Origin of the sequence: Pseudomonas brassicacearum (assembly GCF_003732175.1) — a bacterium.
GTDB lineage: Bacteria > Pseudomonadota > Gammaproteobacteria > Pseudomonadales > Pseudomonadaceae > Aquipseudomonas > Aquipseudomonas brassicacearum_G.
This window is the reverse complement of the sequence record NZ_MOBI01000013.1, coordinates 189,673-204,594: the sequence shown is the minus strand read 5'-3', so window position 1 is coordinate 204,594 and position 14,922 is coordinate 189,673. Positions and strand designations below refer to the sequence as shown.

General features: G+C 58.4%; 15 protein-coding genes. 3 read left to right on the top strand and 12 right to left on the bottom strand.

Annotation, left to right across the window (positions count from 1 at the left end; all coding sequences use genetic code 11):
* The 4 genes from BK658_RS11725 to BK658_RS11710 all read right to left on the bottom strand — a co-directional run bounded on the left by BK658_RS11725 (nucleotide 1) and on the right by BK658_RS11710 (nucleotide 2,898).
* Nucleotides 1-612, bottom strand: a complete 612-nt coding sequence (locus BK658_RS11725; protein ID WP_123582416.1) for a phage baseplate assembly protein V — start codon at nucleotides 610-612, stop codon at nucleotides 1-3.
* A gap of 21 nt (nucleotides 613-633) precedes the next feature.
* Complete coding sequence (locus BK658_RS11720; protein WP_123582415.1) at nucleotides 634-1,158, bottom strand: hypothetical protein; 525 nt, start codon at nucleotides 1,156-1,158, stop codon at nucleotides 634-636.
* 158 nt (nucleotides 1,159-1,316) lie between these two features.
* Nucleotides 1,317-1,664 (bottom strand): phage holin family protein, encoded by a 348-nt coding sequence (locus BK658_RS11715; protein WP_123582414.1) that lies wholly within the window; start codon nucleotides 1,662-1,664, stop codon nucleotides 1,317-1,319.
* A 499-nt stretch (nucleotides 1,665-2,163) separates the two neighbouring features.
* A complete protein-coding gene (locus BK658_RS11710; protein ID WP_123582578.1) occupies nucleotides 2,164-2,898 on the bottom strand; it encodes an XRE family transcriptional regulator in 735 nt (244 codons plus the stop codon).
* A 199-nt stretch (nucleotides 2,899-3,097) separates the two neighbouring features.
* On the opposite strand from BK658_RS11710, the gene mutS reads away from it, so the two are divergent.
* A complete protein-coding gene (gene mutS, locus BK658_RS11705) occupies nucleotides 3,098-5,677 on the top strand; it encodes a DNA mismatch repair protein MutS (RefSeq protein WP_123582413.1) in 2,580 nt (859 codons plus the stop codon).
* Between the two features lie 142 nt (nucleotides 5,678-5,819).
* Nucleotides 5,820-6,143: a ferredoxin FdxA gene (fdxA, locus tag BK658_RS11700; RefSeq protein ID WP_019692115.1), complete on the top strand. Its 324-nt coding sequence runs from the start codon at nucleotides 5,820-5,822 to the stop codon at nucleotides 6,141-6,143.
* A gap of 513 nt (nucleotides 6,144-6,656) precedes the next feature.
* On the opposite strand, the gene rpoS is transcribed toward fdxA, so the two are convergent.
* From rpoS to BK658_RS11655, 8 genes are all read right to left on the bottom strand, one after another.
* Complete coding sequence (rpoS, locus tag BK658_RS11690; protein WP_054595931.1) at nucleotides 6,657-7,661, bottom strand: RNA polymerase sigma factor RpoS; 1,005 nt, start codon at nucleotides 7,659-7,661, stop codon at nucleotides 6,657-6,659.
* A 105-nt stretch (nucleotides 7,662-7,766) separates the two neighbouring features.
* Entirely contained in the window at nucleotides 7,767-8,624 is an 858-nt protein-coding gene (locus BK658_RS11685; protein ID WP_123582411.1) for a peptidoglycan DD-metalloendopeptidase family protein, read from the bottom strand.
* 211 nt (nucleotides 8,625-8,835) lie between these two features.
* Nucleotides 8,836-9,471, bottom strand: a complete 636-nt coding sequence (locus BK658_RS11680; RefSeq protein ID WP_173859967.1) for a protein-L-isoaspartate(D-aspartate) O-methyltransferase — start codon at nucleotides 9,469-9,471, stop codon at nucleotides 8,836-8,838.
* 41 nt (nucleotides 9,472-9,512) lie between these two features.
* Nucleotides 9,513-10,262 (bottom strand): 5'/3'-nucleotidase SurE, encoded by a 750-nt coding sequence (gene surE / locus BK658_RS11675; RefSeq protein ID WP_123582410.1) that lies wholly within the window; start codon nucleotides 10,260-10,262, stop codon nucleotides 9,513-9,515.
* Nucleotides 10,250-11,308 carry a tRNA pseudouridine(13) synthase TruD gene (truD, locus tag BK658_RS11670; protein ID WP_123582409.1) on the bottom strand — a complete coding sequence of 353 codons (1,059 nt, stop codon included), beginning with the start codon at nucleotides 11,306-11,308 and terminating at the stop codon, nucleotides 10,250-10,252. Before truD ends, surE begins: the two co-directional genes overlap by 13 nt.
* A complete protein-coding gene (ispF, locus tag BK658_RS11665) occupies nucleotides 11,305-11,778 on the bottom strand; it encodes a 2-C-methyl-D-erythritol 2,4-cyclodiphosphate synthase (protein ID WP_123582408.1) in 474 nt (157 codons plus the stop codon). The genes truD and ispF overlap by 4 nt, the downstream gene beginning before the upstream one ends.
* Nucleotides 11,779-11,820: 42 nt before the next feature.
* Entirely contained in the window at nucleotides 11,821-12,666 is an 846-nt protein-coding gene (fghA, locus tag BK658_RS11660; RefSeq protein ID WP_123582407.1) for an S-formylglutathione hydrolase, read from the bottom strand.
* 8 nt (nucleotides 12,667-12,674) lie between these two features.
* The gene (locus BK658_RS11655) at nucleotides 12,675-13,787 is read right to left on the bottom strand and encodes an S-(hydroxymethyl)glutathione dehydrogenase/class III alcohol dehydrogenase (RefSeq protein WP_019692107.1); all 1,113 of its coding nucleotides are present in this window, start codon (nucleotides 13,785-13,787) and stop codon (nucleotides 12,675-12,677) included.
* 106 nt (nucleotides 13,788-13,893) lie between these two features.
* On the opposite strand from BK658_RS11655, the gene BK658_RS11650 reads away from it, so the two are divergent.
* Nucleotides 13,894-14,790, top strand: a complete 897-nt coding sequence (locus BK658_RS11650; RefSeq protein ID WP_103315508.1) for a LysR substrate-binding domain-containing protein — start codon at nucleotides 13,894-13,896, stop codon at nucleotides 14,788-14,790.
* Nucleotides 14,791-14,922: the final 132 nt, after the last annotated feature.

Sequence of the window (14,922 nt, the reverse complement as noted above, 5' to 3'; positions counted from 1 at the left end):
TTATGCAGTACTGATGACTCGCCCCTGGTGATCCACCAAAGGGCCGAGGAAGTGAACGCCAGAGGCGTCGAGCAACATACCGACCGCGCCCAGTTTCAGCTCGATGGCCTCAGGGGTCAGCGCCAGCCGGGCCGGGCCGACGGTCAACTCGACCGACTCACGCGAGCCCTTGAACGTCGTCTGTCCATTGGTCCAGCTCAGGACATGGCTCGCATCGTCGTAGCTGCTTTCGGTGCCGTCCTTGTGTCGACGACGTGTCAGCGTGGCGACGGTCGACACCGGCGGGAACCGGTTGCTGTTGAGGCCGAACAAGGCGACCGACTGCCCAGCGCCATCGCCGCCGCCATAGTTCAGCAGCAAGCACTGCTCACCCTCGGAAGGGATGCGCGATTCACTCTGTTCGCCAGCACTCGGGTTGAAGAACCTGATCGCTGGCGTCAGCAGATCCCCATGGCTGACCTTGCAGGTGTTGCTGGCGGCATCGACCTCTACACACACGCCGATGCGACAGAAGCTGTCGGCACGTCGGTGCAGGTCTTCGAACTCGGTCTCCATCTCAGCCAAACGCTCAATGATCGGACCGAGCTGCATACGTAGAAGAGCGTCAAACATGGGCCACCCCTTAAGTGCTTGTTACACAAGCGCTGTGTATTGATCCGGATCGTCGATGTTCGAGACTTGCGAGGTGAACGCGAACTTTGGCGTCCCCGTTGGCTCATCGAGCAACGGCGGACCGAAGTACAACGTCTGGGAAAACGAAACCGTCCATGCGTCGTACACCTGCTCACCGCTGGTAAACGTCGACGGCACTGCCTCGATACTCATCGGCAAGTCGCATTGCCCTCCCGATACGCCCCAACGGTTATCCGTGACGATATCCTTCAGTGCGCTGGCGAGGTTGCAGGCCTCAAGCCCTGAATGCCCGCTCTTCCCGGCGACCACACCTTGCAGCGAGATCGTCAGGACGTGAGCGATACGCCCATCGTTGGCGCGGGTGCCCGCGGCATCGCGCTGAATCGCGATCAGGACCCAGGCATCATCGACAACACCATCGAAATCCTGATACCCCCCGACCTTCAGGCCTGGATAAATCGGCCGAAGTGCCTCACCGATAGCGAGAATCAGCTCCGAGGGTTTATTAATAGCGCTTGGAGACATAAGCGGTTTCCTGTTCGAGTGTCACAGTGTCAATTGTTGAGTTAAGGGAAATTACCGCCGATGACCCGCATCCTTGCAGGTCGGGGTCGTTGTCTACGCCCCCCGTCAGCCAGTCCATTGGACTTGTTCAGCGGTGATCCTCTTTGCTGCCGATACCATTAGCGGTCCTGGCCGGCATCACGCGGTGCCACTTCATCGATGCCAATCCGCTTGGCCGCCCAGCGCTCATACAAGCCAATGGCGACGTCGGCACCGGCCATCGCGGTGAGGCAACCGAAAGCACCGGCGGTCCAGATCGACACGCCGGCGGCATACAGCAGCATGATGGTCGACACCCCGCAGACCATGCAGGCCCCGGAGCGCAGCACCAGGCGCCGCAACAGTGGCCAGCCGCGAGCGCCCTCCTTGTCGGCGCGCCACATTTCGCCGGACACCCCGCCGACCACCGCCAAAGCGATGACTAGCCAGATAGGCATGTCCGCCAACGCTTGCTGCTCGTTTGTCATGTCACGCCTCCTGCGTTGATAAATAGGTGATGGTTTGAGTGCTGTTCAATCGTTGTCTCTTGATGTGCCTGACGGTAGGTAGGCATTCCAAAAAGCCCGGTCGCCCGGGCTTTTCAGTAATACGGTCCTTCCGATCTTTCGGCGCTACTGGCGCGGTACGGATCCATTCAAATTGTTCCTCCGACCGCGACCCTGTCCGCCGGATAACTGCTTACGGTGCTTTACGCTGCACACCCGGGTCAGTTGCCAACCCTCTGAACCGTTGAGGCCGGTTCATCGCTGCCTTTGCTGTGGAACTAAAGAGCTTCGTTGCGAGCCGTTGTTGAGCGGCTTGGGACAAAGAATATGCATGGATGCATATACAGTCAATGCATAAATGCAATTATTTATGCATTGAAAATGCACAGGCGCATGAAAGCCCCGTGAACAAAGGGTGGGACGGTTTTCATCAGGCGAAAAAAAACCCGCTTGATAGCGGGTTTTGTCTGGCAGCCAAGCGTTAGCGGGCGTACATGCCCCACCAGAAGACGTGACCGAGGATGACGATCTGCTCTTCCTGGATTTCCTGGAAGGTGTAGTCCTCATCCGGGTGTTCATCGCGATTGAAGCTACGCAGACGAATACCGGTTGGCAGACGATAGAGCTGCTTCACCCGCAATTGACCGTTATGGTTGATGGCATATAGATCACCATCAACGATGTCGCCAATCCCGGACTTGCCGGCGTTGACCCCAACCGTGGCGCCATCACGCAGCACCGGCAACATGCTGTTGCCGCGCACGGTCACGCATTTGGCCTGGTCGAACTGCACGCCATTATGCCGCAAGCTGCGTTTGCCGAAGCGCAAGCTTGAGCGCTCGCTTTCTTCAATGACGAATCTTCCTGATCCAGCAGCCAATTCAACCTCGCGAAGAAAGGGGACCGAGACCTCGTCGTCATCGACGGGGGTATCGTCATCCCACAGGCTTATGTCCTTGAGTTCCGAATGCGACTCTTCGCGAGCAGGCACATTGGCCGACGCAACATCGGCGCGGCCACGCAACTGGTCAGTGCTCACACGGAAGTACTCGGCGATCTTCGAGATGTGTTTATCCGAAGGATCGACGATCTTCCCGCTGAGAATCCGCGAGAGGGTAGATTGAGGCACGCCGGTGCGACGGTGAAGCTCCGTGGGGGAGATCCCGTGCTGATCGAGCAGCGCTCTTAAGACGGTAGAAACATTGCGTTTTTGCATAACGCGCATAGTGCTTGTTCTTATCGAAGATGACAAATGCTGTTTTGCATAACAAGTGCATAAACCGCAGAAATGTGCAGTGGGCCTTTCATCCCTGCGTAGGTCGGACTGCCCATGGTAACCTTGCGCCCATCGCGGAAAAGCCGGGCCGATGTCCCTCTTTGCCCCACCCATTTCAACGAATTCGCCTGATTACCTGATGAATAAAGCACTCTCCGATCTGTCTTCCCACACCCCGATGATGCAGCAGTACTGGCGTCTGAAGAATCAGCATCCTGACCAGTTGATGTTCTACCGCATGGGTGACTTCTACGAGATCTTCTATGAAGACGCGAAGAAGGCCGCCAAATTGCTGGATATCACCCTGACCGCCCGTGGGCAGTCGGCCGGGCAGGCGATTCCGATGTGCGGGATTCCTTACCACGCCGCAGAAGGTTACCTGGCGAAACTGGTCAAGCTCGGAGAGTCGGTGGTGATCTGTGAACAGGTCGGCGACCCGGCGACCAGCAAAGGTCCGGTAGATCGTCAGGTGGTACGGATCATCACCCCCGGCACCGTCAGCGATGAAGCACTGCTGGACGAGCGCCGCGACAACCTGATCGCCGCCGTGCTGGGTGACGAACGCCTGTTCGGCCTGGCCGTGCTGGACATTACCAGCGGCAACTTCAGCGTGCTGGAGATCAAAGGCTGGGAGAACCTGCTGGCGGAGTTGGAGCGGGTCAATCCGGTCGAGCTGATGATTCCCGACGATTGGCCAAAAGACTTGCCGGCCGAGAAGCGTCGTGGCGTTCGTCGTCGCGCACCGTGGGATTTCGAGCGTGATTCGGCGCTAAAAAGTCTTTGTCAGCAATTTTCCACCCAGGACCTCAAAGGTTTCGGTTGCGAGAACCTGACCCTGGCGATCGGTGCCGCCGGCTGCCTGTTGAGCTACGCCAAGGAAACCCAGCGCACTGCCCTGCCGCATTTGCGCAGCCTGCGTCATGAGCGTCTGGACGATACCGTGGTGCTGGATGGCGCGAGCCGTCGCAACCTGGAGCTGGACACCAACCTGGCTGGTGGCCGCGAGAACACCCTGCAATCGGTGGTCGACCGTTGCCAGACCGCCATGGGCAGCCGCTTGCTGACCCGTTGGTTGAATCGCCCGCTGCGCGACTTGAGCGTGCTGCTGGCACGCCAGACCTCGATCACCTGTCTGCTCGACGGTTACCGCTTCGAGAAACTGCAACCACAGCTGAAAGAAATCGGTGACATCGAGCGGATTCTGGCGCGTATCGGCCTGCGCAACGCCCGCCCTCGTGACCTGGCTCGCCTGCGCGACGCACTCGGCGCCCTGCCAGAACTGCAAGTGGCGATGACCGAGCTTGAGGCGCCACACCTTCACCAACTGGCCGTGACTACCAGCACCTATCCCGAGCTGGCCGCCCTGCTGGAAAAAGCCATCATCGACAACCCGCCGGCGGTGATCCGCGACGGTGGCGTGTTGAAAACCGGTTACGACGCTGAACTCGACGAGCTGCAATCGCTGAGCGAAAACGCCGGACAATTCCTGATCGACCTCGAAGCCCGCGAGAAGGCGCGTACCGGCCTGGCCAACCTGAAAGTCGGCTACAACCGGATTCACGGCTACTTCATCGAACTGCCAAGCAAGCAAGCCGAGCAGGCGCCGGCCGATTACATCCGCCGCCAGACCCTCAAGGGTGCCGAGCGTTTCATCACGCCAGAACTCAAAGCCTTTGAAGACAAGGCCCTGTCAGCCAAGAGCCGTGCGCTGGCCCGCGAGAAGATGCTTTACGAAGCCCTGCTCGAAGACCTGATCAGCCAACTGCCACCGCTGCAGGACACTGCCGCGGCACTGGCCGAGCTCGATGTCTTGAGCAACCTGGCCGAGCGCGCGCTGAACCTTGACCTGAACTGCCCACGGTTCGTCAGCGAGCCGTGCATGCGCATCAGTCAGGGCCGTCACCCGGTGGTTGAACAAGTATTGACCACGCCGTTCGTGGCCAACGACCTGAGCCTGGACGACAGCACGCGGATGCTGGTGATTACCGGTCCGAACATGGGCGGTAAATCCACTTACATGCGGCAAACCGCGCTGATCGTGCTGCTGGCGCATATCGGTAGCTTTGTGCCCGCCGCCAGTTGCGAATTGTCGCTGGTGGACCGGATCTTCACCCGGATCGGCTCCAGCGATGACCTGGCCGGTGGTCGTTCGACCTTCATGGTCGAGATGAGCGAAACCGCAAACATCTTGCACAACGCCACCGAACGCAGCCTGGTGCTGATGGACGAAGTCGGCCGTGGCACCAGCACCTTCGACGGTCTGTCGCTGGCCTGGGCAGCAGCCGAGCGCCTGGCTCAACTGCGCGCTTATACGTTGTTCGCCACCCACTACTTCGAGCTGACGGTACTGCCGGAAAGCCAGCCGCTGGTGGCCAACGTCCATCTCAACGCCACCGAGCACAACGAGCGCATCGTATTCCTCCATCACGTACTGCCTGGCCCTGCCAGCCAGAGCTACGGATTGGCGGTTGCGCAACTGGCCGGCGTCCCCACCGAAGTGATCCTGCGGGCTCGCGAGCATCTGGGGCGACTGGAAGCGACGGCACTGCCTCACGAAACGGCGCAGCCAACCAAAGGCAAACAGGTCGCGCCGCAGCAGAGCGATATGTTCGCCAGCCTGCCGCATCCAGTGCTCGATGAACTTGCCAAGCTTAATCTGGATGACATGACCCCGCGTAAGGCGCTCGAAATGCTCTATACATTAAAGACACGGATCTAACGCACTTGCCTGCAAGCTGTTAGAATCTCGCGCGGTTTGGGATGCTGCAGGCAAATAGCCTGGTCTGCAGACTATCGCTCCCAAACCTGGCGACCCCACCGTGAAGGGGCGCAGCACGCCGCCGCCTGAGGAGAGAATTAGAATGACCTTCGTCGTCACCGACAACTGCATCAAGTGCAAGTACACCGACTGCGTAGAAGTGTGTCCGGTGGACTGCTTTTACGAAGGCCCGAACTTCCTGGTGATTCACCCGGATGAGTGCATCGACTGCGCCCTGTGCGAACCAGAATGCCCTGCTGTGGCCATCTTCTCTGAAGACGAAGTCCCGAGTGAGATGCAAGAATTCATTCAGCTGAACGTTGAACTGGCCGAGATCTGGCCCAACATCACTGAGAAGAAAGATCCGCTGCCAGACGCGGCAGAGTTTGATGGCGTTAAAGGCAAGATCAAAGACCTCGCTCGCTGATCATTGTTGCGATCTCGAAAAGGCCCCTTGCGGGCCTTTTTGCGTTTCAGGGGTTGCGATCCTTTTCTACGGGCAAAAAAAGGGGCGGTATGACCCGCCCACATTTTTTCCCTATTCCTTGTGTTCCTTTTCATCGTCCTGATGAATCACGTCCTTGCGATGTTCCTTGACCATCATCCTTGATGGCTGTGTCTATCCGTCGACACAGGGCTGATATTAAAGAGTTCCCCGGTAAGAGCAATCACCTACCACGGCTGAATCCGAGTGAAACGACCTGTTTACCTATAAAAAATATCAATATAAATCAATAAGTTACATAATTTAGACAACAAAGATAGACGACCACTACCCGGTAGAAAAACCGAACACTTACGAAAGAGTAAGCCATGGCTTACGTTAACCTGCGAAAGCGTCCGAATAGCTCTTACAAAGCTTAAACAGCACATCAATCGGCGAATAACAAAAAGCCCCGAAACAGACGGGGCTTATTGTTATCAGGCGAACGCGCTCCTGCTACTGGAACAGCGACTCGCTCGACAGGCCATTCTTCTCAAGGATTTCACGCAGACGTTTCAGACCTTCAACCTGAATCTGTCTGACCCGCTCACGGGTCAGGCCAATCTCCAGGCCTACGTCTTCCAGCGTACTGCTCTCGTGGCCGCGCAGGCCGAAGCGGCGGATCACCACTTCGCGCTGTTTGTCCGTCAGCTCCGAGAGCCACTGATCGATGCTCTGCGACAGGTCATCATCCTGAAGCAGCTCACAAGGATCGGTAGGGCGGTCATCGGTAAGGGTGTCCAGCAGGGTTTTATCCGAATCCGGACCCAGCGAGACGTCGACCGAAGAAACCCGCTCGTTCAGGCCCAGCATGCGCTTGACCTCTCCTACCGGTTTTTCCAGCAGGTTGGCGATTTCTTCGGGCGAGGGTTCATGATCGAGCTTTTGCGTCAGCTCCCGTGCTGCACGAAGGTAGACGTTGAGCTCTTTCACCACATGAATCGGCAGCCGGATAGTCCGGGTCTGATTCATGATTGCACGTTCGATGGTCTGGCGGATCCACCAGGTCGCGTAGGTCGAAAAACGGAAGCCGCGCTCTGGGTCGAACTTTTCCACCGCCCGGATCAGGCCGAGGTTGCCCTCTTCGATCAGGTCGAGCAGCGACAGCCCACGATTGACATAGCGTCGGGCGATTTTCACCACCAGTCGCAGGTTGCTTTCAATCATGCGTTTGCGCCCAGCCGGATCGCCACTTTGCGACAGGCGCGCAAAATGAACTTCTTCTTCCGGTGACAACAAGGGGGAAAAGCCGATTTCGTTGAGGTACAACTGGGTAGCATCGAGCGCTCGGGTGTAGTCGATGTACTTATGCTGCTTGAGTGTTGCGGAGTGCCTGGATTTGGAGCGAACTGAAGGCGTAGCTGATCCTTCATTCGACATCTCGTCCGATGCGACGTCGGTCTCCATCAGGAGAACCTCATCGTCGATGTCAAACTCCGGCACTTCTTTACTGAGAGCCATTGTTATAGTCCTTTGGTGAGTTCGACCTCAAGCTCAAGCGACGCCTTTATCCTTGGCAACGCTGGAGCCTGTTCCCTCTACGTGACGGAACAGGCTGGTAACAAATCAACGACGTGGCAGGAATTGCAGCGGATCTACAGGTTTACCTTGTCGGCGAATCTCAAAATGCAGTTTCACCCGGTCTGTACCCGTGGACCCCATTTCGGCAATTGTCTGTCCGACTTTGACCTGCTGCCCCTCCCGAACCAACAGCCTGCGGTTGTGACCGTAGGCACTGACGTAGGTATCGCTGTGCTTGATGATGACCAATTCGCCGTAGCCCCGCAAGCCACTCCCGGCATAAACCACAGTCCCATCAGACGCAGCTAAAACAGGCTGTCCCAAATCCCCGGCGATATCAATTCCTTTATTCAAACTACCGTTTGAAGAGAATTTTCCAATCAAAATGCCGTTGGATGGCCATCCCCAGCCAGTCGGCGCAGGCCCTGCGGGAGGTAGTGGCGCAGGGGCTGGCTTGTTTGCGACGGACGGCGCAGCCGTCTGTTTCCCGGTGGTCGCACCCGAGGCTGGACCTCGGGTGACGGTAAATTTGCTCGAAGAAGAAGCGGTTGTTCCAGACGGGGTCACCACCTCTGTCGGCGTTGAACCGGAACGCCCATCGAAGCGAATCGTCTGACCTGGATGAATTGTGTAAGGCGTAGGAATGTTGTTGCGTGCCGCCAGGGCCTTGTAGTCCCAACCGTAGCGAAACGCGATCGAGAACAGGGTATCGCCGCGACGGACCACGTATTGGCCGGTGGTTACTGCGGGGCGTTGGGCCGCCGCGTTATTACGATCGACCACTCGCACATCGCTTGAACGCGTGCTGGAGCAACCGACCAACAAGGAACTCAAGACAAGGCCAGTCACCAGGCGCTGAAAGCTTGTTGTACCGATACGCTGCGCAATGACTGTGAGACTCACCCGCCGCTCCCTTTGTGGTGGTTGAAGATAAAAATCGCCGTATTCAGGCATGAAATGTCGCAAGTATAACTGGCCGTTCGGGCTTTACCGTCGGCAAAACAAAATCGACACGCGCGCACGTTTGCTGATCGCTGTTCAATCGCGTTTAACCGATCAATGCCGCTGTAAGACCAAGGTAATCAAATAGAATTCAGCGTCTTTAAATAAATGCTTAAGCCAGTGGCCCATGGAGCAACGGTACAAAGCGCACCCCCCCCAAAACACGTCTGGAAAAGCCTTGTTCTTCACGGATGATCAACATCAATTGCTGAACCTCCCCTGAACCAACCGGAATCACCAGCCGCCCACCCGGCGCTAATTGATCGAGCAACGCCTGAGGTACATCGGTCGCCACCGCAGTGACGATAATGCCGTTGTACGGTGCCAGTGCTGGCCAGCCCTCCCAACCGTCGCCCCACCGAAATACCACGTTGCGCGTGTTCAACTCGACCAGGCGCTCCTTGGCACGATCCTGCAGGACCTTGATGCGCTCGACGGAAAACACCCGCTCGACCAATTGCGACAACACCGCTGTCTGGTAACCGGACCCGGTGCCGATCTCCAGCACTTTATCCAGAGGACCGGCCTCCAGCAGCAGTTCGCTCATGCGAGCCACCATATAAGGCTGAGAAATGGTCTGGTTATGGCCAATCGGCAATGCCGTGTCTTCGTAGGCACGGTGCGCCAGGGCTTCATCGACAAACAGATGACGCGGCGTACGCCGAATGACCTCCAACACCTGGGCGTTGGACAGACCTTCCTCATACAAGCGCTGGATCAGCCGTTCGCGCGTACGCTGGGAGGTCATCCCGATTCCACGACGCAGGATATCGTCTTGTTCACGAGCCATCAGCGCAGCCCCTCCAGCCAGCCATCAAGACTGCCAAAGGCATCATTGAAGGTGCGATCGAGTTGCAGCGGGGTGATCGAGACATAACCCTGCATCACCGCATGGAAATCCGTGCCCGGCCCGCCATCTTCCGCATCGCCGGCTGCGGCAATCCAGTAGCCGGACTTGCCACGCGGATCGACCACTTTAATCGGCGCGGCGGCGCGGGCACGGTGGCCCAGTCGAGTCAGCTGGATACCTCGAATGTGTTCCAGAGGCAGATTCGGAATATTCACGTTCAGCACCGTGCGCGGTGGCAAATCAAGGTCGGCATAAGCCTCTACCAGCTTGCGCGCAAAGTAGGCCGCCGTCGGCAGGTTTTCCACTTGCCGCGATACCAGCGAAAAGGCAAACGACGGCAGCGTAAGGAAACGCCCTTCGAGCGCCGCCGCGACTGTGCCGGAATACAGCACATCGTCGCCCAGGTTGGCCCCCATGTTAATTCCGGAAACCACCATATCCGGCTCGCGCTCCAGCAAACCGTTGAGGCCCAGGTGCACGCAATCGGTCGGCGTACCATTAAGGCTGATAAAGCCATTGTCCAGGGTGTGCGGGTGCAACGGACGGTCAAGCGTCAGCGAACTGCTGGCGCCGCTTTTGTCCTGGTCAGGGGCGATAACCACGCACTCGGTGTAATCCGCCAGCGCAGCATGAAGCGCGGCAAGACCGGGCGCTGTTACCCCATCGTCGTTAGAAATCAGAATACGCATGAGCTGTCCGTCTGCCCCACCGGCACCAGATCGACGAGTTCACGCACCAATACAGTGGCGAAGCATCCGGCCGGAAGGACGAATTCCAGTTGCAGAATGTCCAGCGAGGGATAATGCCACGTCAACCCGCCAATGGGCAGCCGCAGGATGCGACGTTCATGGCTCATTCCGGCGTTTATCAACCAATCGCGCAGATCCGCTTCGCGTGCAGCGACCTGTTGCTCCAGCTCATGAGTCGCACCAGTCGCGGGTGACTCACCCTCGCCCCACTGCGGCCCGGTCGGGTGCAGGTCGAGGATCGCCAGACGCGGGTCGCTGCATTCGGCCTCACCTGCCGGGAAGAAGCTGCGGCTGTCGGTGAAGGCCAGCAAGTCGCCCACCTGGGCACGCTGCCAACTGCCATCGGCGACTCGCGCCGCCAACACCTGATTGAACAGAAAGCTGCGCGCGGTAGAGAGCAGGCGTGAACGCACGTTGCGCTGCTCCGGCAAGGCTTTACGTGCCGCCCAGTCACGGGCATCCACCACGTTGCCGCCGTTGTGGCCGAAACGCTGCGCGCCGAAGTAGTTGGGAATGCCTTGTTTGGCGATCAGTTGCAGACGCGCGTCAATCGCGTCCTTGTCGCCAGCAAACTGGGTCAAGCGCAAGGTAAAGCCATTGGCCGAATGCGCACCGCGCTGCAGCTTGCGTTTATGCCGTGCGGTCTTGAGGATTTTCAGTGTGTCGTTTTCTGCCGCGGACAAGTCAGGATCGGCCTTGCCCGGCAATTGCACGCTGAACCACTGGCGTGTCAGTGCCTGGCGATCTTTCAAGCCGGCATAGCTGACGGTGCGCAACGGCACGCCGGCAGCCTTGGCAATCCGCCGGGCCGCCTCTTCAGTGTTCAGGCCGCGTTTTTCCACCCAGATCCACAGGTGTTCGCCTTCGCCAGTCAGCGGGATATCGAGGACTTCATCGACCTGAAAATCTTCCGCGATGGCTTTCAGTACGGCAGTGCCAAGGGCTTCACCGTAAGCACGCGGGCCGAGCAGTTGCAGTTCATTCATGCGCGCAGCAACAAGGCAACGGAGTGCACGGCGATGCCTTCTTCGCGACCGACAAAGCCGAGCTTTTCGGTGGTGGTAGCTTTCACGTTCACTTGATCCAACTCAACTTGAAGATCCGCGGCGATCAGCGCACGCATCGATTCGATATGCGGGGCCATTTTCGGCGCCTGGGCAACGATGGTGTTATCGACATTACCGACCTTCCAGCCCTTGGCGTGGATCAGTCCGACAACGTGTCGCAACAGTACACGGCTGTCAGCACCTTTGAATTGCGGGTCGGTGTCTGGAAAGTGTTTACCGATATCACCCAGCGCCGCTGCGCCGAGCAAGGCATCGCTCAACGAATGCAGCAAGACATCGCCGTCGGAATGGGCAAGCAGCCCGAAACCGTGTGCAATTCGCACGCCGCCCAGAGTGATGAAATCGCCTTCAGCGAAACGGTGCACATCATAGCCGTGGCCAATACGCATAAAAAAACGCCCCGATTTAGTCAGGGCGTGATTCTACCTGCTTTAGGCGCCTAGAGCGTGTGCGTGATGTCGCAAGTGTTCATCAATAAAGCTGGCGATAAAGAAATAGCTGTGGTCGTAGCCCGGTTGCAGACGCAAGGTCAGCGGATGGCCGGCCAGTTTCGCCGCCTGCTGCAGCGCTTCGGGTTTGAGCTGAGTGGCGAGGAAGTCGTCCCGATCACCCTGATCCACCAGCAACGGCAGCTTTTCGCCGGCCTCGCTGATCAGCACGCAGGCATCCCATTCGCGCCACTTCGAACGCTCTTCGCCCAGGTAGCGCGAAAACGCCTTCTGACCCCACGGGCAATCCATCGGATTGTTGATCGGCGCGAAGGCCGACACCGACTGATACCGCCCAGGGTTGCGCAAGGCACAGACCAGTGCGCCGTGCCCGCCCATGGAGTGGCCGCTGACGCCGCGCTTGTCCGATGCCGGAAAATGCGCTTCGACCAACGCGGGCAATTCCTGCACCACATAGTCGTGCATCCGATAGTGCTTGGCCCAGGGTTCCTGCGTGGCATTCAGATAGAAGCCGGCACCGAGGCCGAAATCCCACGCGCCATCCGGGTCGCCCGGTACATCGGCGCCTCGCGGGCTGGTGTCCGGTGCGACGATGATCAGCCCCAGCTCGGCCGCCATGCGCAAGGCGCCGGCCTTGTGCATGAAGTTTTCGTCGGTGCAGGTCAATCCCGACAACCAGTACAACACTGGCAGTTTGCCGCCCTGCTCCGCTTGCGGCGGCAAGTACACGGCAAACACCATGTCGCAGCCCAGTACCTCGGAATAATGCTTGTAGCGTTTATGCCAGCCACCGAAGCTCTTCTGACATGAGAGATTTTCCAGACTCATGGCCGACCTCAGAAATGGATGACAGAGCGGATGCTTTTGCCTTCATGCATCAGGTCGAATGCCTTGTTGATGTCTTCCAGGCCCATGGTATGGGTGATGAACGTGTCCAACGGGATTTCTCCGGTCTGGGCCATTTCCACGTAGCTTGGCAACTCGGTGCGACCGCGCACGCCGCCAAATGCCGAACCGCGCCAGACGCGACCAGTCACCAGTTGGAACGGACGGGTGGAGATTTCCTGACCAGCACCGGCAACGCCGATGATCACCGACTCACCCCAACCTTTATGGCAGCACTCCAGCGCCGCACGCATCAGCTGTACATTGCCGATGCACTCGAAGGAAAAGTCGACGCCGCCGTCAGTCATGTCGACGATCACGTCCTGAATCGGACGGTCGAAATCTTTCGGGTTCACACAATCGGTAGCGCCCAACTGCTTGGCGATTTCGAACTTGGCCGGGTTGATGTCGATGGCAATGATTCGCCCGGCCTTGGCTTTGACCGCGCCGATGACCGCTGACAGACCAATGCCGCCCAGGCCGAAAATGGCCACGGTGTCGCCCGGCTTGACCTTGGCGGTGTTGATGACCGCGCCGATACCGGTGGTGACGCCGCAGCCCAGCAGGCAGACTTTTTCCAGTGGCGCTTCTTTAGGAATCTTCGCGACGGAGATTTCCGGCAATACAGTGTATTCGGAAAAGGTCGACGTGCCCATGTAGTGAAAAATCGGCTGACCTTTGTAGGAGAAACGCGTGGTGCCGTCTGGCATCAGGCCTTTGCCCTGGGTCGCACGAATGGCCTGGCAGAGGTTGGTCTTGCCAGACTTGCAGAATTTGCACTGGCCGCATTCCGGGGTGTACAGCGGAATCACGTGATCGCCGACCGCAACCGAGGTCACGCCTTCACCGATGGCTTCGACAATCGCGCCACCTTCGTGGCCGAGGATCGACGGGAAGATGCCTTCCGGGTCAGCGCCCGACAGGGTGTAGGCGTCGGTATGGCAAACGCCGGAGGCGACCACACGCAACAAGACTTCACCCGCCTTGGGCATGGCGACATCGACTTCAACGATCTCAAGGGGTTTCTTGGCCTCGAAGGCAACGGCGGCGCGCGACTTGATCATCCTGTCTCTCCAGCGAATAAAAACGAGACAGCGAGTGTAAAACACTGCCAGACGATTAATAATCCAGCCGAAAGCAAAACATTATTGCTGCACAGGGATAATCCTCATGTCCGAGAACCGCTGGGAAGGCATCGATGAATTCGTCGCCGTCGCCGAATGCAACCAGTTCACGGCTGCCGCCGAACGCCTAGGGGTTTCGTCTTCGCACATCAGTCGACAAATCGTACGTCTTGAAGAACGCCTGCAAACCCGCCTGCTCTACCGCAGTACCCGTCGGGTGACGCTGACCGAAGCCGGGCAGACTTTCCTGCAACACTGCCAGCGCTTGCAGGACGGACGCGAAGAAGCCTTGCGCGCCGTCGGCGACCTGACCAGCGAACCCAAGGGCATGCTGCGCATGACCTGTGCAGTGGCATATGGCGAGCGCTTCATCGTGCCGCTGGTGACCAGCTTCATGGGGCTTTATCCACAATTACGGGTCGATATCGAACTAAGCAACCGTCCGCTCGACCTGGTGCACGAGGGCCTGGACCTGGCAATCCGGCTCGGCCGCCTGCAAGACTCACGACTGGTGGCCACGCGCCTGGCGCCACGACGCATGTACTTGTGCGCCTCGCCGTCCTATCTGGAACGTTATGGCCGACCGCACAGTTTGTCCGAGCTGAGTCGACACAACTGCCTGATCGGCAGCTCGGACATCTGGCAACTGGAACAGGACGGCAGAGAGTTTTCCCAGAGAGTACAGGGCAATTGGCGCTGCAACAGCGGGCAAGCGGTGCTGGACGCGGCGCTACAAGGTGTCGGATTGTGTCAGCTGCCGGATTATTACGTGCTGGAGCACCTGAACAATGGCGCACTGGTGTCGTTGCTGGATGCTCATCAACCACCGAACACCGCCGTCTGGGCGCTGTATCCGCAGCAACGGCACCTGTCGCCGAAGGTGAGAAAACTGGTGGACTATCTAAAGGAAGGGTTGGCCAAACGGCCGGAGTACCAACTTTGATCAAAAGATCAAAAGATCGCAGCCTTCGGCAGCTCCTACGAAGATCATTACCAGTGGCGCGCCCCAACCACTCAACAGGCCGAGCGTTAGCTCGCCTGCAGCTCTTGATCTTGATCCACCCGCCCCTTCGGA

What these genes read in the sequence shown, in the direction of transcription:
- BK658_RS11655 (WP_019692107.1), bottom strand. Translation starts at nt 13,787, where the DNA reads ATGATCAAGTCGCGCGCCGCCGTTGCCTTCGAGGCCAAGAAACCCCTT.
- ispF (WP_123582408.1), bottom strand. Translation starts at nt 11,778, where the DNA reads ATGCGTATTGGCCACGGCTATGATGTGCACCGTTTCGCTGAAGGCGAT.
- fghA (WP_123582407.1), bottom strand. Translation starts at nt 12,666, where the DNA reads ATGAGTCTGGAAAATCTCTCATGTCAGAAGAGCTTCGGTGGCTGGCAT.
- BK658_RS11715 (WP_123582414.1), bottom strand. Translation starts at nt 1,664, where the DNA reads ATGACAAACGAGCAGCAAGCGTTGGCGGACATGCCTATCTGGCTAGTC.
- fdxA (WP_019692115.1), top strand. Translation starts at nt 5,820, where the DNA reads ATGACCTTCGTCGTCACCGACAACTGCATCAAGTGCAAGTACACCGAC.
- truD (WP_123582409.1), bottom strand. Translation starts at nt 11,308, where the DNA reads ATGAATGAACTGCAACTGCTCGGCCCGCGTGCTTACGGTGAAGCCCTT.
- BK658_RS11680 (WP_173859967.1), bottom strand. Translation starts at nt 9,471, where the DNA reads ATGACCTCCCAGCGTACGCGCGAACGGCTGATCCAGCGCTTGTATGAG.
- BK658_RS11650 (WP_103315508.1), top strand. Translation starts at nt 13,894, where the DNA reads ATGTCCGAGAACCGCTGGGAAGGCATCGATGAATTCGTCGCCGTCGCC.
- BK658_RS11725 (WP_123582416.1), bottom strand. Translation starts at nt 612, where the DNA reads ATGTTTGACGCTCTTCTACGTATGCAGCTCGGTCCGATCATTGAGCGT.
- rpoS (WP_054595931.1), bottom strand. Translation starts at nt 7,661, where the DNA reads ATGGCTCTCAGTAAAGAAGTGCCGGAGTTTGACATCGACGATGAGGTT.
- BK658_RS11710 (WP_123582578.1), bottom strand. Translation starts at nt 2,898, where the DNA reads ATGCAAAAACGCAATGTTTCTACCGTCTTAAGAGCGCTGCTCGATCAG.
- mutS (WP_123582413.1), top strand. Translation starts at nt 3,098, where the DNA reads ATGAATAAAGCACTCTCCGATCTGTCTTCCCACACCCCGATGATGCAG.
- BK658_RS11720 (WP_123582415.1), bottom strand. Translation starts at nt 1,158, where the DNA reads ATGTCTCCAAGCGCTATTAATAAACCCTCGGAGCTGATTCTCGCTATC.
- surE (WP_123582410.1), bottom strand. Translation starts at nt 10,262, where the DNA reads ATGCGTATTCTGATTTCTAACGACGATGGGGTAACAGCGCCCGGTCTT.